Annotated in this window: 16 protein-coding genes and 1 pseudogene; all 17 read left to right on the forward strand. The window is 64.2% G+C overall.

Going from position 1 to position 19740, the window contains the following annotated elements; genetic code table 11:
• Positions 1-38 precede the first annotated feature (38 nt).
• On the forward strand, positions 39-1013 hold the full coding sequence (gene trbB / locus FBZ88_RS03005) for a P-type conjugative transfer ATPase TrbB (RefSeq protein ID WP_145615379.1): 975 nt from the start codon (positions 39-41) through the stop codon (positions 1011-1013).
• Entirely contained in the window at positions 1010-1318 is a 309-nt protein-coding gene (locus FBZ88_RS30495; RefSeq protein ID WP_145615380.1) for a TrbC/VirB2 family type IV secretion system protein, read from the forward strand. Before trbB ends, FBZ88_RS30495 begins: the two co-directional genes overlap by 4 nt.
• Positions 1315-1581 carry a VirB3 family type IV secretion system protein gene (locus tag FBZ88_RS30500; protein ID WP_145615381.1) on the forward strand — a complete coding sequence of 89 codons (267 nt, stop codon included), beginning with the start codon at positions 1315-1317 and terminating at the stop codon, positions 1579-1581. The genes FBZ88_RS30495 and FBZ88_RS30500 overlap by 4 nt, the downstream gene beginning before the upstream one ends.
• A 2-nt stretch (positions 1582-1583) precedes the next feature.
• Positions 1584-4001 (forward strand): conjugal transfer protein TrbE, encoded by a 2418-nt coding sequence (gene trbE / locus FBZ88_RS03020; protein WP_145615382.1) that lies wholly within the window; start codon positions 1584-1586, stop codon positions 3999-4001.
• The gene (gene trbJ / locus FBZ88_RS03025) at positions 3998-4726 is read left to right on the forward strand and encodes a P-type conjugative transfer protein TrbJ (protein ID WP_145615383.1); all 729 of its coding nucleotides are present in this window, start codon (positions 3998-4000) and stop codon (positions 4724-4726) included. Before trbE ends, trbJ begins: the two co-directional genes overlap by 4 nt.
• A complete protein-coding gene (gene trbK-alt / locus FBZ88_RS03030) occupies positions 4723-5070 on the forward strand; it encodes a putative entry exclusion protein TrbK-alt (protein WP_145615384.1) in 348 nt (115 codons plus the stop codon). Before trbJ ends, trbK-alt begins: the two co-directional genes overlap by 4 nt.
• The gene (gene trbL, locus FBZ88_RS03035; RefSeq protein ID WP_145615385.1) at positions 5060-6211 is read left to right on the forward strand and encodes a P-type conjugative transfer protein TrbL; all 1152 of its coding nucleotides are present in this window, start codon (positions 5060-5062) and stop codon (positions 6209-6211) included. Before trbK-alt ends, trbL begins: the two co-directional genes overlap by 11 nt.
• Positions 6208-6906: a conjugal transfer protein TrbF gene (trbF, locus tag FBZ88_RS03040; RefSeq protein ID WP_145615386.1), complete on the forward strand. Its 699-nt coding sequence runs from the start codon at positions 6208-6210 to the stop codon at positions 6904-6906. The genes trbL and trbF overlap by 4 nt, the downstream gene beginning before the upstream one ends.
• Positions 6903-7871 (forward strand): P-type conjugative transfer protein TrbG, encoded by a 969-nt coding sequence (trbG, locus tag FBZ88_RS03045; RefSeq protein ID WP_145615387.1) that lies wholly within the window; start codon positions 6903-6905, stop codon positions 7869-7871. The genes trbF and trbG overlap by 4 nt, the downstream gene beginning before the upstream one ends.
• Before the next feature lies 1 nt (position 7872).
• Positions 7873-9051 (forward strand): TraB/TrbI/VirB10 family type IV secretion system protein, encoded by a 1179-nt coding sequence (locus FBZ88_RS03050; protein WP_145615388.1) that lies wholly within the window; start codon positions 7873-7875, stop codon positions 9049-9051.
• 39 nt (positions 9052-9090) lie between these two features.
• Positions 9091-9912, forward strand: a pseudogene (locus tag FBZ88_RS03055) (ISL3 family transposase); the annotation flags it as partial.
• A complete protein-coding gene (locus tag FBZ88_RS03060) occupies positions 9905-10105 on the forward strand; it encodes a DUF2274 domain-containing protein (protein ID WP_246138506.1) in 201 nt (66 codons plus the stop codon). The pseudogene FBZ88_RS03055 and the gene FBZ88_RS03060, both read left to right, overlap by 8 nt.
• Positions 10106-10207: 102 nt before the next feature.
• On the forward strand, positions 10208-10423 hold the full coding sequence (gene mads1 / locus FBZ88_RS03065) for a methylation-associated defense system helix-turn-helix domain-containing protein MAD1 (RefSeq protein WP_145615390.1): 216 nt from the start codon (positions 10208-10210) through the stop codon (positions 10421-10423).
• A gap of 28 nt (positions 10424-10451) precedes the next feature.
• Positions 10452-12458 carry a methylation-associated defense system DNA methyltransferase MAD2 gene (gene mads2, locus FBZ88_RS03070; protein ID WP_145615391.1) on the forward strand — a complete coding sequence of 669 codons (2007 nt, stop codon included), beginning with the start codon at positions 10452-10454 and terminating at the stop codon, positions 12456-12458.
• A gap of 46 nt (positions 12459-12504) precedes the next feature.
• The gene (gene mads5, locus FBZ88_RS03075) at positions 12505-13917 is read left to right on the forward strand and encodes a methylation-associated defense system restriction endonuclease subunit S MAD5 (protein ID WP_425465777.1); all 1413 of its coding nucleotides are present in this window, start codon (positions 12505-12507) and stop codon (positions 13915-13917) included.
• Positions 13917-18080: a methylation-associated defense system protein kinase MAD6 gene (mads6, locus tag FBZ88_RS03080; protein ID WP_145615393.1), complete on the forward strand. Its 4164-nt coding sequence runs from the start codon at positions 13917-13919 to the stop codon at positions 18078-18080. The genes mads5 and mads6 overlap by 1 nt, the downstream gene beginning before the upstream one ends.
• Positions 18080-19738 carry a methylation-associated defense system protein MAD7 gene (gene mads7 / locus FBZ88_RS03085; protein ID WP_145615394.1) on the forward strand — a complete coding sequence of 553 codons (1659 nt, stop codon included), beginning with the start codon at positions 18080-18082 and terminating at the stop codon, positions 19736-19738. The genes mads6 and mads7 overlap by 1 nt, the downstream gene beginning before the upstream one ends.
• Positions 19739-19740: the final 2 nt, after the last annotated feature.

Genomic DNA, 19740 nt, shown 5'->3' on the forward strand with positions numbered 1-19740 from the left:
CCGCACGGCCCGCATGCTGCGCAGCGCCCTGGGCCCGCATGCTGCGCAGCGCCCTGGGGCCGCTGCTGGCCGACCTGCTGCGGGCGCCGGACATCGTGGAGATCCTGCTCAACCCCGATGGCCGGCTATGGGTCGACCATCTGTCCGCCGGCCTGGCCGACACGGGCCATCGCCTGTCCGCCGCCGATGGGGAGCGCATCATCCGCCTGGTCGCGTCCTGCGCCGGAGAGGAGGTGCATGGCGGCCGCCCCTCCATCTCCGCCGAACTGCCCGTGGATGCCGATGGCCAGGGCGGGGAGCGGTTCGAGGGCCTGTTGCCGCCGGTGGTGACCGGCCCCACCTTCGCCATCCGCAAGCCGGTGGCCATGGGCCTGGGCCTGGACGATTACGTCGCCGCCCGGGTCATGACAGCCCGCCAGGCCGCCACCCTGCGCGCCGCGGTGGCCGAGCGCTGGAACATCCTCATCGTCGGCGGCACCGGCACGGGCAAGACCACGCTGGCCAACGCCCTGCTGCGGGAACTGGCGCAGACGGGCGACCGCATTATCCTGATCGAGGACCGGCGGGAACTGCGCTGCGAGGTGCCCAACGTGGTGCCTCTGCGCACCCGCCCCGGCGTCATGGGCATGGGGGACCTGGTGCGCGCCAGCCTGGCCCTACGTCCCGACCGCATTCCCGTGGGCGAGGTGCGCGGGCGCGAGGCCCTGGACCTGTTGAAGGCTTGGGGCACCGGCCATCCCGGCGGCATCGCCACCCTGCATGCTGGTTCCGCCCCCGGCGCCCTGCGTCGGCTGGAGCAACTGGTGCAGGAGGCGGTGGTGACCGTGCCCCGGCCGCTCATCGCCGAGACCATCGACCTCATCGCCGTCCTGGCCGGCCGGGGTCCGCAGCGGCGCCTGGCCGGCCTGTGGCGTGTCGCCGGCCTCAAGGGCGATGACGGCTACGCCTTGGAACCCCTGGGCGCCGGCCCCCTGGCGCTGCCCACCCCCATTGGACCTGGAGGTTCGTCATGAAGCGTTTTCCCTTGCGCTGGCTCCTGGCCATCGCGGCGCTCTTGCCCCAGGCGGCCCTGGCCGCCGGCACCAGCATGCCGTGGGAGCAGCCGCTGCAGCAGATCCTGGACTCCGTCCAGGGCCCCGTCGCCAAGATCATCGCCGTGCTGATCATCATCGGCACCGGCCTGGCGCTGGCGTTCGGCGAGACCTCCGGCGGCATGCGCCGGCTGATCCAGGTGGTGTTCGGCCTGTCCATCGCCTTCGCCGCCGCCAGCTTCTTCCTGACCTTCTTCAGCTTCTCCGGCGGGGCGCTGGTGTCATGACCGGCGACCTTCCCGGCTGGCTGGTGCCGCTGCACCGGTCCTTGACCGAGGCCATCCTGCTGGGCGGCATCCCGCGCGGCTTGGCCATCGCGCTGGGCACGCTGGCCGCCGCCATCGGGCTGGGCCTGCAACTGTGGCTGGCGGGGGTGGCGGTCTACGCCCTGGGCCACGGCGTGGCCCTGTTCCTGACCCGCCAGGACCCGCAGTTCCTGCCGCTGTTCGCCCATCATCTGCGGGTCGCCCGCCTCTTGCTGGATGTCTGACCATGCTCGACCTCCGCGAATACCGCGCCCGGCGCCGCGAACTGGCCGACTACCTGCCCTGGGCCGGGTTGGTGGGGCCGGGCCTGGTGCTGAACAAGGACGGCAGCCTGCAACGCACGGCCCTCTTCCGGGGGGCGGACCTGGACGCGGTGCCGGCGGCGGAGCTGATGGCGGTGGCGGCGCGCGTCAACAACGCGCTGAAGCGGCTGGGCGAGGGCTGGGCCCTGTTCGTCGAGGCGGCCCGGCGGCTGGCCACCGGCTACCCGGACAGCCGTTTCCCCGACCCGGTGTCGCGTCTGGTGGATGAGGAGCGCCGGGCGGCGTTTGACCAGGAGGGCGCCCAGTTCGAGAGCGAGCAGTTCCTGACGCTCTGCTACCTGCCGCCGCCGGAGCGCACGGCCCAGGCGGGCCAGTTGCTCTACGACACGGCCGGCCGGCGGCGGGAATTGGACTGGCGCTTCGTGCGCGACGCCGTCGTGGCGGAGGGGGACCGGGTGCTGGACCTGCTGGTACCGCTGATGCCGGTGTGCCGCTGGCTGGACGATGCCGAGACCCTGGCCTATCTGCACGGCTGCATCTCCACCCATGGCCGCCACCCGGTGACGGTGCCGCCGGTGCCCTTCTACCTGGACGGCCTGCTGCCCGATTGCGCCCTGACACCGGGGGTGGCGCCGCTGCTGGGGCGGGCGCATCTGCGCACCCTGACCCTGCGCGGCCTGCCCGACGTCACCTGGCCGGGGCTGCTGGACGCGCTTAACCATCTGGCCTTGCCCTATCGCTGGGTGGTGCGCTGGCTGCCGCTGGAGAAGGCGGAGGCGCAGAAGGAACTGGCGACCAAGCGCCGGCACTGGTGGGCCAAGCGCAAGGGCATCGCCGCCCTGCTGCGCGAGGTGCTGTGGCAGCAGGAATCCCGCTTGGTCGACAGCGATGCCGAGGCGCAGGCGCTGGATGCCGACATGGCGCTGCGGGAATTGGGCTCGGACGCCGTCAGCTATGGCTATTTCACCGCCACGGTCACCGTGTGGGATGAGGACGAGGCGGTGGCGGCGGAGCGGGCGCGGGCGGTGGGGCGGGTGGCGCGCGGCCTGGGCTTCGTGGCGGTGGAGGAGGGGCTGAACGCCGTGGAGGCCTGGCTGTCCAGCCTGCCCGGCCAATGCTACGCCAATGTGCGCCAGCCGCTGGTCTCGTCGCTGAACCTGGTGCATATGCTGCCGCTGTCGGCGGTTTGGGCGGGACCGGAGCGCAACGCCCACCTCAATGGCCCGCCGCTGCTGGTGGCGCGGACCGCCGGGGCGACGCCCTTCCGCCTGGTCACCCACCAGGGCGATGTCGGCCACACCTTGATCCTGGGTCCCACCGGGGCGGGCAAGTCCTTGCTGCTGGCGCTCATGGCGCTGCAGTTCCGCCGCTATCCCAGGGCCCGGGTGGTGCTGTTCGACAAGCGGCGGTCCTCCAAGGCGGCGGTCTGGGCCGCTGGTGGCGTGTTCCATGACCTGGCCTTGGGCGAGGGGCGGGCCATCGCCTTTCAGCCCCTGGCCCGTATTGATGAGGCGGCCGAGCGCGCCTGGGCGGCGGAGTGGATCGAGACCCTACTGGGGCAGGAAGGCCTGCCCCTGACGCCGGTGGCGCGCGGCATGGTGTGGTCGGCGCTGGGCAGCCTGGCGGGCGCCCCCTCCCCGGAGCGCACGCTGTCCGGCTTGGTGGCGCTGTTGCAATCCAACGCCCTGAAGGCGGCGCTGGAACCCTACACCCTGTCCGGCCCCTTCGGCCGCCTGCTGGACGCGGACGCGGAAAGCCTGAGCGATGTCAGCCTGCTGGCCATCGAGACGGAAGACCTGTTGGGTTCCAAGCGGGCGGCACGGGCCGTCCTGCTCTACCTGTTCCACCGCATCGAAGGCTGGTTGGACGGCCGGCCCACCTTGATCGGGGTGGATGAGGCCTGGGTGGCGCTGGACGATCCGCTGTTCGCCGCCAAGCTGCGGGAATGGCTGAAGACGGTGCGAGGCAAGAACGCCCTGGTGGTGTTCGCCACCCAAAGCCTGGCCGACATTCTGGACTCCCCCGTGGCGCCGGCGGTCATCGAAAGCTGCCTGTCGCGCATCTTCCTGCCCAATGCTCGCGCGGTCGAGCCGGAGAGCCGGCAGGCCTATGTCCGCCTGGGCCTGAACGACCGCCAGATCACCACCATCGCCCAGGCCGTGCCCAAGCGGGACTACTGGTTCCAGTCGGCCGCCGGCTGCCGCCTGTTCGAGTTGGGCATGGGCCCCGCCGCCTTGGCTATTTGCGGTGCCTCCCAGCCGGAGGACCTGGCGCAGGTGGACCGGGTGCTGGCCGAGGTGGGGCCGGAGGGGTTCGGTTCCGCCTGGCTGCGCGCCCGCAGCCTGCCCTGGGCGGCCGAGTTGGTGGAGGGCTGGTCATGAGGCGGCGCTGGACCGTTGCCCTGCTGGGCCTGGTGCTGCTGGCGCCGCCGGCGGGTGCCCAGTGGGCGGTCATAGATCACGCCAACCTGGTGCAGAACACGCTGGCGGCGGCGCGGGCGTTACAGGAGATCAACAACCAGGTCACCCAGATTCAGCAGTTGACCCAATCGCTGCAGTACCAAGTGCGCAACCTGACGACGCTGCCCTATTCCAGCCTGGCGCAGCTGCAGGCCTCGATGACGCAGCTGACGACCTTGGTAAGTCAGGCTCAGCGGCTGAGCTTCGACGTCAGCCGGTTGCAGCAGCAGATGCAGGTCCTCTATCCCGCTTACGACGGCGCCGTCACCCAGGCGGGGGTGGTGGCCGATGGCGATGCGCAACGCGCCGCCGCCGTGGAGGCGCATCGCCAGGCGCTGGCCGTGCAGGCCCAGGTGGTGCAGGGCGGGGCCGCCGACCAGGCGCAGATGGCGGCCCTGGTGGATCAAAGCCAGGGGGCGGTGGGCGCCTTGCAGGCCACCCAGGCCGGCAACCAGCTGTTGGCGTTGCAGGTGCGCCAGCTGGCCACCACCCAGGATCTGCTGGCCGCCAACGCCCGTGCCCAAACGGCGGAGGCCTTGCGTATCACTGAAGAAGAGGCGGCGGCGCAGGCGGAGTGGCGCCGATTCGTGGGCGTGGGGGTGGGGTATACTCAGATACCCGTTCAGGTGTTTGGAGGCTCCCCATGAAGACGCGCACTCTCGTTGCGGCGGTGGCCGCCGCTGCCGCTGTCACCGCCGGTTCCATCGCCCTGTTCGCCCGCGCCGCCGACCCCACCGTGGAGCAGTTGCTGGCCGACCATGCCCTGCTGCGCCAGGAACTGGATCGCTGCCGGGATCTGGGCATGAAGGCGGTGGACGATTCCCGCTGCAAGGTCGCCGATGAGGCCGAGCGGCAGCGGTTCATGGGCAAGGGCGCGGGCCAGTATAACCCGCTGCCGGTGAACCTCTTCCCCAATACTCCCGACATGCTGATTCCGGCCCAGCCTCCGCAGACCGCACCGCCGAAGACGGAGCCACCTCATGGCCAATGATGTCTCCGTTATCGATCACTTCCTGGATGTCTACGGCCAAACCATCGATAGCGGCTTCGGCTTGATCGCTGGGGACGTCGGTTACCTGGTCACCGTGTTGATCGGTATCGACGGTACCCTGGCCGGATTGGCCTGGGCATTGGGAGAAGAGGAGGTCCCGCAAGTCCTGGCCAAGAAGGTCTTGTCCGTAGGTTTCTTCGCGCTCCTGTTGAACAATTGGAAATTCCTGGCGAAAACAATCTTCGATGGCTTTGCCGCGCTGGGGTTGAAGGCATCGGGCGCTACTCTGAGTTATCAGGACTTCCTGCACCCCGGCCGTCTCGCTCATGCCGGCGTGGAAGGTACCCAGGTGCTGCTGAACCAGTTCCAGCGCCTGTCAGGCTTCCCCAAGGTGTTCAGCAACCTGAGCGAGGTGTTGCTGCTGACGGTGGCGATCCTCGTCACCCTGCTGGCCTTCTTCGTCCTGGCCATCCTGCTGTTCCTGGCGGTGATCGAGTTCAAGCTGACGACCTTGAAGGGCTTCATTCTGGTGCCCTTCGCCCTGTGGAAGGGCACGGCTTTCATCGCCGAGCCGGTGCTGGGCCAGGTGGTCACGTCCGGCGTCCGCATCCTGGTGTTCGCCGTCATCACCGGCATCGGCACCCGGCTCTATACGGAAATCCTGCCCACCGATCCGGCGCAGGAATTGAGCCTGCAGGACACGATGACCATCCTGTTGGCGGCCATGACCGTGGCGGGACTGGCCTTCGCCGCCAACCGCTTGGCGGGCGGCCTCACCTCCGGCGCGCCGCAGTTGGGCTTGGGGGCCGCGGCGGCGCCGGTGGCCATGGTGGCCGGCACGGTGGCCTTGGCGGCCGGGGGCGCCGGCATGACCGCCCGCGCGGCCAGTGCGAATGCGGATGCGGGGGCGGCGGGCGGTGGCCTGGGCCGGGGCATGGGCGCGGCGTCGCCCGGATCGCCGGCAAGTCCGCCACCCCCGTCGCCGGCCCCACCGACGCCCTCGTCGCCCGCCTCCGGCACCCCGGCATGGGCGGAGCGCCTGCGCCAGCAGGCGGTGGTGCGCGCCACCGATCATCTATCGCGCGATGAGGGCGGTGGCGGCTCCGCCATGCGGCCGCAGTTGAAGGGGGACGGGTCATGAGATGGCGCCGCCGACAGGCCCGGTATGGCAAGACGCCCGCTCCGGTGACGCCATACCAGCGGGCGGAGCAGCTCTGGGATGAGCGCATCGGCAGCGCCCGGGTGCAGGCCGCCAACTGGCGCCTCATGGCGTTCGGCTGCTTCGGCCTGGCGGCCGTGCTGCTGGGTGATGACGTGCGCATGCGGGCCCGGGCGGTGGTGACACCTTTCGTGGTGGAGGTGGATAAGCTGGGGGCGGTCCAGGCGGTGGCGCCGGCCATGGCGGACTATCGCCCCAGCGATGCCCAGATCGCCTACTTCCTGGGGCGCTTCGTCACGGAGGTGCGCGGCCTGTCGGTGGACCCGGTGGTGGTGCGCCAGGCTTGGCTCGACGCCTATGGCCAGATCACCAGCCGCGCCAAGCCGGCGCTGGACGCCTACGCCCACCAGGCGGATCCCTTTGGCCGGCTGGGCCGGCACGCCGTGACCGTGGACATCACCAGCGTGGTGCGGGCCAGTCCCGACTCCTTCCGCATCGCCTGGGTGGAGCATCCCTTTGACGACGGGGCGCCGCAACCGCCCCAACGCTGGTCGGCCATCCTGACGGTGGTGATCCAGACGCCGCACACCGAGGCCCGCCTGCGGCAAAACCCGTTGGGCCTGTACATCGATGCCATCAACTGGGCCCAGGAGTTGGGGCCGGGAGGATCGCCATGACGCGTTGGCTTTGCCTGGCCCTCAGCCTTCCCTTGGCCGCTTGCGCCGACAAGCCGCCGGCCATCACCTACGACGTCCCACAGCCGGCTCAGCTGGAGCCGGCACCGCCCAAGCCGGTGGAGATCGTCACTCTGCCGGAGCCCTTGCCGCTGCCAGGCCAGTTGAAACCGCTGGTGCTGGAAGGCACCTCAACGCCGGAGGCGGCGGACCCGGCCAAGCGGGTGCAGGCCGCCAATGCGGGCGCCAAGGTGCTGCCCACCCGTGATGGCTATATCAACGCCATGCAGGTGTTTCCCTACAGCGAGGGGGCGCTTTACCAGGTCTACGTGGCGCCGGTGCATGTGACGGACATTGCCCTGGAACCGGGGGAGGAATTGAAGTCGGTGGCCGCCGGCGACACCGTGCAATGGAAGATCGGCGACAGTGAGAGCGGCAGCGGCGGGGGCCGACAGGTGCATGTGCTGGTGAAGCCCCTGGCCGCCACCCTGCCCATGAACAACCTGGTGATCCTGACCGACCGCCGCAGCTATCACCTGGAGGCCCATCCCACCGCCACCACCTACATGGCCGAGGTCTCCTGGCGCTATCCGGCCGACGCCCTGGTGGCCTTGAAGGCGCACAACCGGGAAGAGGAGGGGCGCGCTGTCTCCCAGGCCGCCGATGGCGTCGATCTCTCGGCCCTGCGCTTCCGTTATGAGCTGAGTGGCGATACGCCACCGTGGCGGCCTATGCAGGTGTTCGATGACGGCCGCAAGGTCTATGTGCGCTTTCCCGCCGGCATCAGCCAGGGGGAGATGCCGCCCCTGTTCGTGGTGGGGCCGGACGGCGGCACGGCCGAACTGGTGAATTATCGGGTGCGCGGCGCCACCCTGATCGTCGACCGGCTGTTCGCCGCTGCGGAACTGCGCCTGGGCGCCGATCCGCAGCAGGTGGTGCGCATCACCCGCATCGACGGTCGGAGCTGACATGTATCCGACCCCGGAGCCCCCGACCAAGGCGGATCCGGCGGCTTTCGCCCTGCGGGCGCGGCCACGGCCGGTGACGCGGCTGTCGCGCCGGACCTTGGCTATCGCGAGCGCGGTTCTGGCCTTACTGGTGGTGGTGGCGCTGTGGTGGGCGCTGACCTGGAAACCGCCGAAGCTGACGGCTGACCAGCAGCTTTACGCCACCGAGGTCAAGCCGGACGACAGCTTGGCCGTACCGCCGCCCGGCTATGCCGACCTGACCCGGCGCCCGGCGGCGCCTGCTGCATCGCCGTCGGTGTTGCCGCCGCCGTCGCCGATGCCGGCGTTTACCAGCCCCGGCGGGCCGGCGAACCAGGCGGCGCAGGAGCGGGACCGGCAGCGCCAGCAAGCTGCGGCCTCGCCGGTGTTCTTCACCGTGACGGCCCGTGGTGCCGCTTCGCTGGAGGCGAGCGGGGCGCCGGGGCAGGGCGCAGCCGTCTCACCTGGCGAAGAGGTCGGCAATTATGACGACCCCAACCGGCAGGTCCATAAGCGCGCGTTCCTGCAAGGGCCGGCGGACACCGCGACCATGACGGCCCACCGGCTGCAGCAGCCGGCCTCCCCCTACATCATCCAGGCGGGCACTGTCCTGGCGGCGGCACTGGTGACAGGCTTGAATTCCGACCTCCCAGGGCAGGTCATCGCCCAGGTGACGGAGGACATCTACGACAGTGTCACCGGTCGATTCCTCCTAATTCCCCAGGGCGCGCGTCTGTTGGGCACGTATGACAGCGCCGTGACCTATGGCCAGTCGCGCATCCTGGTGGTGTGGACACGCTTGCTGCTGCCCAACGGCAAATCCCTGGTGCTGGACCGCTTGCCGGCCACTGACACGGAGGGCCATGCCGGCCTGGAGGACGAGGTCGATTACCACACCGGCCGCCTGCTGCGCGGCATGGTGCTCTCCACCCTGCTGGGGGTGTCCGGCGAACTGGCCAGTAATGGCGACACCCAGACCAGCGGCGGCGGCAACGTGATTGTGGCCGTGCGCCAAAGCGGTGACAACGCCGCCAACCAGATGGGTCAACGGCTGGCCGCCAAGGACCTGGGTATTCAGCCGACGCTCGCGGACCGGCCGGGCATGCCGCTGCGCGTACTGGTGAACCGCGACCTGGCGCTGGAGCGGTACTCTCAGGAGTAAATATCTTTGATATTTCCGGGCTAGTTCACCGAGAGCTGTTGCCCTGGGTGTGGCACGCCGTCCCGGCGGGTTCATAGGCGCTATCGACGCCGTTTGATGGACCTCCCCGCCGCCGGCCGCACGGCTCAGTTGACCTTGCTAGCCCGCCGGTTCTTCTGTGACGCGGTATTTTGCGGCCGGTGCGTCTTCACTGAACGGTTCGATCCGACCGTCCTGGCGCCCAGGGCCCGCCGGACAGCGCGGCTGGACAAGATCGTTCATCACCTGGGCTTGGCCCTGGGCGGCCGACCGGCGGCGGCGATGGCGCAACGGCTGATGATGCCGGTGAGCAATGACACGTTGCTGCGCGTGGTTCGCCGCCGAGGGAGTCCGAAATTCGTGCCGCCGACCGTTATCGGGGGCGATGACTGGGCTTGGCGACGTAACCAGCGCTACGGAACCTTGATCTGCGACCTGGAGCGCCGCCGGACCATCGCGCTGTTCCCGGATCGCGAACCCGCGACCGTCCAGGCCTGGCTTGAAGGTCAACCCCAGGTCAGCACCGTCGCGCGGGATAGCGGCGGCGGCTATGCGATAGCAACCGCCAAGGCCTTGCCGGACGCGACCCAGGTGGCCGACCGCTGGCACTTGATGGAGAACGCCAGCCGCGCCTTTCTGGATGCTGTGCGCAAGTCGATGAAACAGATCCGCGTCGCGGTGGGCGCCACCACCATCGATCCCGCCCTGCTGGCGGCGGCGGAGAAGTTGCAATACGACGGCTACGTCCGCCGTGAGGAAACCAATGCGGCCATCCAGCGCTGTCCAAGGAATGCCGGACGGCAATTCCATCGTGCTGGAACGACAGCCGGTCAAGATGAGCGTCGAGCTGCCCGCCGCCGCTGTGCATCGCGCTCTCGTCGCCTATGCTCAGGTGCTCGGCCGGACGAGCGGCCAAACGGCGCCGAGCCTTCGAAGCTCATCTGGGCTACTTCCGGATAGGTACGTTCTGCCGCTAGCGGCGAAGCATGGCTTGATCTGGCCTAGACCCGGTTCAAGCGAGCCTGACAAGGACTAACCCAACTAAATCACTCTAAAGCCCTGTTTACCCGAACAGAAGTAGCATAGATTGCGGCCAGCCGCCGCCATCTTGGCGGCGCATCACTGTCCGGATGCCGCCATGGACGACCGCTGGCTCTCTGTCGATGAAATCGCTGGTCATCTCGGTGTAGCCAAAGACACCATCTACACCTGGGTGACCTCCAAGGGCATGCCTGGACACAAGGTCGGGCGCTTCTGGAAGTTCAAGAAGAAAGACGTGGACGCCTGGGTGCGAGCTGGTGCCGCCGCCGCCGGCAGTGATGATTTGGATGACACGAAGCCGCGCGATGCCTAAGCAGCGCTCCGCACAGGACAACAACGATATGAGCGATCTGGATCAAGAAGCCCAAGCGCCTGAGAACGCGCTCGAAGAGGGCAAGGTCTTTGACTACATTACCGGCAACCCGGTGAAAGACAGCGACAAGGAACAAGTACGCCAGCGCATTGCTCGCGCCATCATCCATGAGTACGGTATCGCCGCTGAAGACATGGCGCCTGACTTCAAGGTCAAGGTGCTAGGCAAGAACCGCAAGCTCGACATCGCCATCTTCAAGCCAGGCCAAGCGCATACGGTGGACAACCTCTACCGCGCCGTGGTGGTCGAAAAAGAACCCAAGCTCGGCACCAAAGGGGCCTACCGCATGCGCGACCCGGAAGAGGCGCGCAAAGAGTTCGAGGTGCTGGAGACCGTGATGGCCGAAGTCGCTAGCTGCGACTATGGCCTGTGGACCAATGGCCTGGAGTTCTTCTTCTTCAAAAAGGAGGTCACTCGCTTCGACACCAAGTTCAAACCCATCGGTGACTGGCCCTTGGGTGACGACACCTTCAGTGTCGAAGGCCGTTCTATGGGGCGCCTGCGCCGCGCCGATCCGGTCATGCTGCGCACAGCGTTCCGCCGCTGCCACAACTACATCCACGGCAACGAAGGCATGCCCAAGGATGCGGCCTTCTGGCAGTTCCTGTACCTCATCTTCTGCAAGATGTATGACGAGCAGCAGCCCAACGATGCACGTCGCTTCTGGGTAGGGCCGTTCGAGCCGTTTGAAGCTGCTGGCCGAGAGCAAATCCGCCTGCGCATCAAGCCGCTTTTTGAGGCGGTGAAGAAGAAGTACGACGGTCTGTTCAAGGGCAACGAAGAGATCACCCTGTCTGACCGCGCCCTGGCCTTTATCGTTTCAGAGTTGGCCCGCTACGACTTTGGTCGCACCGATGTGGACGCCAAGGGCACTGCCTACCAAGAAATCGTTGGCACCAACCTGCGTGGCGATCGCGGCCAATACTTCACCCCGCGTGGCGCCATTAGTCTTGTGGTCAAGATGCTGGCACCCAAAGAGCACGAGCGCGTGCTCGATTCGTCCTGCGGTACGGGTGGCTTCCTGGTCGAGACCTTGAACTACCTGAACAAGGTCTTCCACGAAGAGAGGCGCATCAAGGCAGGCGACGAGAACACGGAAGAGTTCGTCTCCATCCGAGACCGGTTGGCTCACTTCGCAGCCAGCAACCTGTTTGGTGCTGACTTCGATCCCTTCCTGGTTCGCGCGGCACAGATGAACGTGATGATGGCTGGCAATTCGCTCGGCCATCTCTATCACATGAACTCGCTGGAGTTCCCGGCAGGCCACCTGCCGGGTGTGCCGGCTGCGAAGGCAGCCATCCCGCTAGGCACGATTGATGTCTTGATGACCAACCCGCCGTTTGGCTCGGACATTCCGGTCACCGAAAAGACCATCCTGGAGCAGTACGAGCTGGCCCGCCGCTGGGAGCGGCAAGGCGATGGCTTCGTCATGACCAACGTCATCAAGCCTGCAGTGGCTCCTGAAACGCTGTTCACCGAACGATGTGTCCGATGGCTCCGGCCAAACGGCCGGATGGGAATCGTTCTTCCTAATGGTGTCCTTGGTAATCCTGGTGACGAGTACATCCGGTATTGGATTCTTCGTAACTGTTGGGTTTTGGCAAGCGTCGAGTTGCCTGTGGAATCATTCATTGTCGAAGCCAATGTCAATATCCAAACAACTCTTTTGTTCTTGAAGCGGAAGCCTATTGAAGTTATCCAAGCGGAGGATTTAGGGCGCAAGCAGGACTACCCCGTCTTCATGGCTGTTGCCAACAAGGTCGGCTTCGACCGCAGGGGAAATACATTGTTTAAACGTGGCCCGGACGGCGAGGAAATTCTTGAGGATGTCCTCCACGAAGAGAAGGTGCGTATCGCTGGCGGTTTGCAGATTCGCACACTCCATCGAAAGGAACGGATCCTAGACGATGACCTGCCAGAGATTGCAAAGGCCTATGCCGAGTTCCGTGCAAAACATCCGGAGCCAGGCAAATGAGCATGCGCGTCATACAGCGAGAATCTTCCTCTCATGGTGTCAGAGTATGAAGTCGTCCGGATTCAAGAATGCACGCGTCGTCCGATCGAGTTGGTTGGAAGAAAGCGGAAGGCGACTTGACTGCAATCCATATATGTCAGGAGCGTTGGAGGCTAGAGACGCCTTGAAAGGAGTCCCCGTAACCGAAAAGCTCGAAGACCTAACTGAACGTATTTTTCATGCCGGTCGAGAGGGCCGAGTCTGGGTCGACGACCCTAGCTATGGGGTCCCATTTCTAGGTAGTACAGACATCCTCGCTGCTGATTTGTCTGCGCTTCCATTAATTGCTAAGAAGCAGGTAAATCGTAATCCGCTTTTTACCCTCAGAGAGGGGTGGACTCTAATAACGAGGTCGGGAACGATTGGACGCATGGCATACGTTCGCCCAGGCATGGCTGGCATGGCTTGTTCAGAACATGTGCTGCGGGTTGTCCCGAACAAAGAGCGCATTCCTTCCGGCTATTTGTACGCTTTTCTGTCCAGCCGTTTCGGCGTTCCGTTGGTCGTTTCTGGTACCTATGGCGCTATCGTCCAACATATAGAGCCTGAACATATTTCGAACTTGCCGGTGCCCAGATTTGACAGCGCGCTAGAGGCTCGAATTGATCAGTTGGTTTCATCCGCAGCTATTGACTTAAGTGAGTCACATAGACTCATCAACAGTGCAACGCGAATGTTGCTACAGAGCATCGGCCTACAAGATTTGCGAGATGATCTCTGGCATCAGGACCGGAGGGCACGCGGCTGGGAAAATTGCTCAGTGTCTACGGAAAGTCTGCGCGCTTTGAACTATGACCCTCGGGTAGTAGAAATCCGGCGCGAAATTGAGTCGAGGTCGTATTCCCAATTAGGGGATTTATGCGATCCCGCCCAATTTAAGGGGAAGATTATCTTTACGCGGATCGAAGCTGATCCAGAGTACGGCTACATGCTTCTGGGGCAAAGAAATGCATTTCAAGTTCGCCCAGAGGGACGGTGGATTTCGCGTAAATCGGTGACCGGATTGGGTTTGGTGGTTCCGCCTGGAACCACTTTGGTCCCTTCCCATGGGACGTTGGGTGAATTTGAGCTGTATTGTCGCGCCCTAATCGTGACCCAGCGAACAGCAAAGTATGCCTACAGCGGAGACTTCTTCCGTTGCGTTCCACTTGAGGGAGCCATTGAACCTGGGTATTTGTTCGCATTCATGAGGTCGAGGCTGGCTTTCCGCATGCTTCGATCTATCAGTACAGGTGGGAAGCAGCAGGAGCAGCATCCCGCAATGATGTATCGCTTACCCATTCCACGATTAGGCGACGAAAAAGAGCGCGAAATCGCGGCCTTGGTTAATGAAGGTTGTCAGCTGTATGACCGTAGTTTGGAGGCTGATGACCAGGCTCGGTCACTGATTGAAGAGAAAATTTCGAGCGGAGGAGTTTGATGGCCAAAGTGATCCCAGTTGGCCAGCCGGTTAACGATGCAGAGCGCAGCGCCATCGCTTACCTGCGGGATCGCTTGCCAGACAGTTTCGTTCTGCTTCACAACTTCGAGATCGAGCGGCAGGGCGAGCGCTTCGAGATCGACATCGCGTTGCTGACTCCGCACGCTCTTTACCTGATCGACGTGAAGGGCACGCGCGGCACCATCGATGTGTACGGCAACAAGTGGTACCCCGAGGGACGCGCGCCATATCCATCGCCGCTGGGCAAGCTGCGCGGCCATGCGCGCACGGTTAAGGGCCTAGTGACTCAGGCCAATCCCGGTCGGAATGAACTGGACGGTATCTATGTGGATGCCGCCATCCTGCTCACCGCGCCCGATGCTCACCTGAATGACCGCGAGCAACTGGATGCAGACCGGGTGGTAAAGCTGAAGGACGCAGAGCGCTACTTCAAGGACGCCACACGCATTCCGGCGCGCTTCTCCAAAAACATCTTGCAGCAGCAGGGGTTGATCCTGCATGCCTTGAAGGTGGTGAAGCCCGCTTCCGCCGTGCAGCGCTTTGGGCACTGGCAGGTGAAAGAAAAGCTCGGGGCGGCGGAGGCCTACACCGAGTTTCGCGCCGAGAACGCTTTCGCGGGTGGCATGGCCCGCCTGCGGGTATACCAGGCTGACCCCTACCAGCCTGAAGACATGCGCAAGGCGCAAGTCAACCGCATTGCCAATGCCTACCGGGCGCTGTCCAAGCTGCCGCTACACCCCAACATCGTGGCCGCGCGGGACTTCTTCCCGACCGACGACGACAAGTCTTTCATTCTCATCCTGGACGATGCGCCCGGCCAAGCGCTGACCGTGCACATGGCCCGGCCTCAGTTGGCGCTGACGCTGGACCAGAAGTGGCGAGTCGCCAAAGACGTGCTGGCTGCACTGGCCCATGCGCACCACCACGGCGTGGTGCATCGCAACCTTACCCCCGGCGCAATCTTGATCGGCCAGGATGGCACCACCCGCATCACTGACTTTGATTTCGCCAAGCCGGGTGTGGACCGCAGCCTGACGATTGCGTCGGACATTATCGATCTGGTGGAGAAGGCCTATGTGGCGCCAGAGGCGTTCCGGGAGCCGGGCGCCGCATCCGCCGCATCAGACATCTTTTCGGCAGGCGTCATCCTCTACGAACTGTTCACCGGGGAGCGCCCGTTCGCGGGCGAGCCGACCACGGTGTGGGATCGCGCAGGTGAGTTCCTGAACAAGCCCTCCGCGCTGCGACCGGAGCTGAATGACGCTTTCGACGGCTGGCTGCAAAGCCTGTGCGCATTTGACGAACACCAGAGGCTGACCGCATCGGCCGCGTTGGCGGCATTGAATGCCTTGTTGCAACCCGTGGCGCAACATGCAGCCGGGCCCGTCGAAGCGCCGAAGCCCAGGCCCGTTGAAGCGGTGGACGATCAAGCCGACTACTTGAACCTGGCAGCTGGCTACCGGCTGACCCACAAGTTCATCGTCGAGAAGAAGCTGGGGCGTGGCAGCTTTGGCGTGGTCTACAAGGTGATCGATACCTTGGGTGATGTCGCGCGCACAGTGAAGCTCATCGTCAGTGACCGGCATTCGACCCTAGAGCGCCTGAAGAAGGAATATCGCCATCTAGCGCATATCACAGATCATAAACACGTGGTACGAGTACTGGATGCGGATGTGATACCTGGCCGTGAAATCCCCTTCCTCGTGTTCGAATATGTGGAGGGCTCCGACGTTGGCGACATGATTCATGATCGCTTACTGTCACCGGCGGATGCGCTGGAGCTTGGCAAGCAGGTGATTGAGGGCCTGGTGCACCTGCATGCGCAGGGCTTCCATCACTGCGACATCAAGCCGCGCAACCTGCTGTGGACCCAGAAGGGCGCCAAGATCATCGACTTTAATGTCTCGGTGCGAGCCGACGACAAGGAATCGCGAGGTGGTGGCTCACGGCGCTATCTGCCGCCTGACTTCGACCCAGAGGTCATCCCGCACAATGGTGAACGCGCCGACCGTGATCTGTATGCCTTGGGCTTGACCTTGTATGAGGCACTGACCTCCCGCTACCCCTGGGACACGACCGAGCCTCCCATCAACAAGCCTGCGCCGGACCCACGCGAGCTGTCGGGCTTTACTGATCTGGCGCCGGAGTTGGTGAATGTGGTGCTGAAAGCCATCGCCCCGCGCCGGGCAGAGCGCTACCACACCGCCATTGATTTCCGGGATGCACTGGCAGAGGTGCGCCACGCGCGGCGCATTCAAATGGTCAGCCAGACTGTCATGGCGGCTGCTGCCAGCAGCGGCAATGCCGTTTTGGCCGAATCGGCGCCAAACAGCAATGCCTTTGTCTCGCATCTGCTGACGCTCTACAGCCAGAGCCGCCGCAGCAATGCCGGTACGCGTGGCATGGACGCACTGGGGTTCTCCGCCTATGTGGACACGGCGCTGGATAGGGCCTTGCTGCCCGCCGTGCTGCAGGGAGAGTTCCGGCTGGTACTGATCTCGGGTAATGCGGGCGATGGCAAGACGGCCTTCTTGCAACGCCTGGAGAAGGAAGTCGAGGCCCGGGGGGGCTCAGCCAATCGCAACCTTCCCAACGGCAGCGAGCTGACCTTGGCTGGCAAGCGCTACCTGATCAACTACGACGGTAGCCAGGATGAGGGCAACAAGGACAACAACCAAGTCCTATTGGATTTCTTGGCCCCATTCAAAGGCAGCGACGCCAATGGTTGGCGGCCGCAGGAGACCCGCCTGATCGCGATCAATGAAGGCCGGTTGGTGGATTTCCTGGCGACCCATGAACGGGACTTCCCAGCGCTTACGGCGCTGGTTCGGCGTGCGTTCTCAACCGGTGAAACTGCGTCTGGCGTGGCGGTGGTAAACCTGAACCTTCGCAGCGTCGTGGCCGATGCTGAAGGTGGCTCGATTCTGGAGCGCACGTTGCAAAGCATCGTGCAGCCCAAGAACTGGTCAGCTTGCGAACAGTGCGACTTGAAGGACAGCTGCTACGCGTTGCACAACGCACGGAGCTTCCAGGATGAGATCGCTGGCCCACGCTTGCTGGAACGCCTCAAGACTCTGTACACCATGGCGCACCTGCGAGGGCGCTTGCACATCACGATGCGCGATCTGCGCTCGGCCCTTTCGTTCATGCTGATTGGTAACCGTGATTGCTGCGAGATTCATGCGCTGTACTCAGCCGGCAAGCATGATGAAGTGGCCCGCAGTTTCTACTTCAACAGTTGGATGGGCGGTGGGCAACCAACTTCGGATCGATTGCTCACGCTGTTGAGCGACCTCGATGTAGGCAAGCAGGAAGACCCACGCTTTGACCGAGGGCTGGACTTTGTACAGCCCGACGACCGTGCCTTGTTCCGTTTTGAGCGCCGGGGGCAGTTCGACTTCGAGGTGTTGAAGCGCCTGTTCGGTGATCTGCCGCGTGGTCTGTCGGATTCATCGGTCCGTCAGCGTGCGCGCAAGCATCGGGAGTACGTGGCAATGGCTCGCCGCAAACACTTCTTCGAGCGGCGCGACACAAGCTGGGAAAAGATGCTGCCTTATCGCTCGGCCAAGCGCATGGTGGAGATCGTTCGGGGGGCAACGCCCATCGACGAACTCACGAGCCAAATTCTGCATGCGATCAACCGAGGTGAGGGGCTGCAACGTCCAGAGCGGCTGGGTGCCAGCTTGGCCTTGCAACTGCGACAGGTCGAGCATGGCACGGTGCGTAGCTACCGCCTATTCCCTGTCGAGGGGTTTGGGCTGCAGGTGCAAGACTTTGCGGCCAACGCTCCTTTCGTTGAGCACCTGCCGACAGGCCTGCTGCTGAAGTTCCAGGGCCAAGGCGCAGGCGCCATCACCAGTGAGTTGATCATCAACCTCGACGTGTTCGAGATGTTGGTGCGCCTGAATGAAGGCTACCGGCCGAGCGTCGAGGAGATGCAGGGCTTCTATCTCTGCCTCGGCGTCTTCAAGAACAGCCTGAACGCGCAGCCCTACCGGGAAATTCTGCTCACCACGACCGGCCACGACTTCTATCGCCTAGCTCGCCATGACGACGGCCGTGTTGAGATGCGTTTGCTACAGTGGCCGGCGACGGGCGTGCGCAAAGAAGAAGCCATAGAAAACGGCGGCAGGGGGCACTGATGGCATTGCAGAAGAAGGACAGAGAGTTCCGGCTCCCGAAGATCAGCTATCTCGACTTCAAAACCGTCGAGATGGACCGGGTGCTTACAGGCCTGTTTGAACGCCTGGAACACGGCGGCTACCCGAGCGTGTTCCGCGACAAGCGCGAGCTGACCGTGGACAAGTTCGTGGATGACATCCTCGACGCCAGCGACAAGTTCCTGGGCTTCACGCAGCACCGAGACATGGTGGAGCGTTGGGTGGAAACCCACCTGATGGATATCGTGAACCGGGGGAAGAAGAACGCAGCCGTGGCTGGCCCCCGGCCTCTGCACGGCTACACCTATCGCTTCCGCAACCCAAAGCACTCGCGAGACTACGGCGCAGCCCAGCATCTCTATCAGATGCTATACCACGCCAGAAATAGGTCTGGCCACAACGCTATTGACCATCTGAAGAGCTTCTTCTTTGATGGCTTTGACAAGGTCACGCGGGAGCTGAACGACAAGGCGCTGACGGACATCGAGACGGCCACCCTGCTCCATTTCTTGTCTCAGCGAAAGGACACGGCAGACACGCGTGCAGGAGGCGACCGCTTTGCGCCGGTGTGCATCGGATCGGCCGACTTGATGGCTGAGGATATCCAGCGACTGCTGTTCTACAAGCCCTTCATGCCGCGCGTGGTGATGGTGGAATACCTGAAGGTGCTGCTTTCATTCCACCTCTCGCTGTATCACCTGCGCCTGTTGAAGCTGCTGCCTGCCTGGCAGAAGCTGGAGGGCGCGAATTCGCTGTGCGCAGTATCGGCGTGCCCGATGAAGCCGCGTGAACAGCGTGAGCCTCAGGGCGACTGCCCTTACAAGCTGGGCTTGTTTGTTGACCTCTCGGGCAGCGCGGAGTCAGCCATGGCGGCGCTGGCTGAGCGCAGCGCAGATGGGTACTACCGGCGCATCCCCGGTTTCGTCCGCGCGTACTTCGTCGCCAAGAAGCTGGACGAGTTCTCGGAGCACCTCGTTCGACGCGGCAAGCTGATCCGCCCCTTGAATTCGGTGTTCTCCATTGGCGAGTTGTACGGGCTGCAGGGCGAACCCTTTGCGGAGGAGCGGGACAAGTTCTTCGGCGAGCGCTTGGCCGGGCTCCTGGAATCCCTGTCTGAAGGAGACGCGGGATTGGACGCTGAGGTCGAGGCTATTACCAAGATGGGGCTCTCGGATTTCGAGACCTACATCGAGATTCTGGTGGCCCTCCGTGGTGCCTTCCACCGGAAGTACATCATCGAGTCGCTGGATGCGACGATGTTGAAGAACAAGTCGGGAGCTTTGCTCGCCCAGACCCGTGCACGCAATGCCCCTAGGCGATTTGCACTTGAAAGTCGCTTGCTGGAGATGCTTCTGCAGATTGCGGTATTGCGCCCAGGCGGTGAGCAAGGCTACTTCACGGTTGAGATGCGAATCGATGATCTGCTGTCCTTCTTGCGTGAGCGCTACGGCCTCTACATCGACCAGCTGCCGCCTGGCGAAGGTTCCAGCACACCGACGATCGATGAGCGCAAAGCGCTGCGACGCAATGTGCAGGCCTTTACCGGGCGCCTTCGCGAGATTGGCTTCTATCGAGACCTGTCCGATGCCTATGTGACCCAAACAGTTGTGCCGCGCTACACGATTGCAGAACGAGCCTAAGG

Origin of the sequence: Nitrospirillum bahiense (assembly GCF_007828025.1) — a bacterium.
Classification (GTDB): Bacteria; Pseudomonadota; Alphaproteobacteria; order Azospirillales; family Azospirillaceae; genus Nitrospirillum; species Nitrospirillum amazonense.

Coding starts and splice junctions, on each gene's coding strand:
- trbJ (WP_145615383.1), top strand. CDS start 3,998: ATGAGGCGGCGCTGGACCGTTGCCCTGCTGGGCCTGGTGCTGCTGGCG.
- mads7 (WP_145615394.1), top strand. CDS start 18,080: ATGGCATTGCAGAAGAAGGACAGAGAGTTCCGGCTCCCGAAGATCAGC.
- mads2 (WP_145615391.1), top strand. CDS start 10,452: ATGAGCGATCTGGATCAAGAAGCCCAAGCGCCTGAGAACGCGCTCGAA.
- mads1 (WP_145615390.1), top strand. CDS start 10,208: ATGGACGACCGCTGGCTCTCTGTCGATGAAATCGCTGGTCATCTCGGT.
- trbL (WP_145615385.1), top strand. CDS start 5,060: ATGGCCAATGATGTCTCCGTTATCGATCACTTCCTGGATGTCTACGGC.
- FBZ88_RS03050 (WP_145615388.1), top strand. CDS start 7,873: ATGTATCCGACCCCGGAGCCCCCGACCAAGGCGGATCCGGCGGCTTTC.
- trbF (WP_145615386.1), top strand. CDS start 6,208: ATGAGATGGCGCCGCCGACAGGCCCGGTATGGCAAGACGCCCGCTCCG.
- trbG (WP_145615387.1), top strand. CDS start 6,903: ATGACGCGTTGGCTTTGCCTGGCCCTCAGCCTTCCCTTGGCCGCTTGC.
- trbE (WP_145615382.1), top strand. CDS start 1,584: ATGCTCGACCTCCGCGAATACCGCGCCCGGCGCCGCGAACTGGCCGAC.
- mads6 (WP_145615393.1), top strand. CDS start 13,917: ATGGCCAAAGTGATCCCAGTTGGCCAGCCGGTTAACGATGCAGAGCGC.
- trbB (WP_145615379.1), top strand. CDS start 39: ATGCTGCGCAGCGCCCTGGGGCCGCTGCTGGCCGACCTGCTGCGGGCG.
- mads5 (WP_425465777.1), top strand. CDS start 12,505: ATGAAGTCGTCCGGATTCAAGAATGCACGCGTCGTCCGATCGAGTTGG.
- FBZ88_RS30500 (WP_145615381.1), top strand. CDS start 1,315: ATGACCGGCGACCTTCCCGGCTGGCTGGTGCCGCTGCACCGGTCCTTG.
- trbK-alt (WP_145615384.1), top strand. CDS start 4,723: ATGAAGACGCGCACTCTCGTTGCGGCGGTGGCCGCCGCTGCCGCTGTC.
- FBZ88_RS30495 (WP_145615380.1), top strand. CDS start 1,010: ATGAAGCGTTTTCCCTTGCGCTGGCTCCTGGCCATCGCGGCGCTCTTG.
- FBZ88_RS03060 (WP_246138506.1), top strand. CDS start 9,905: ATGAGCGTCGAGCTGCCCGCCGCCGCTGTGCATCGCGCTCTCGTCGCC.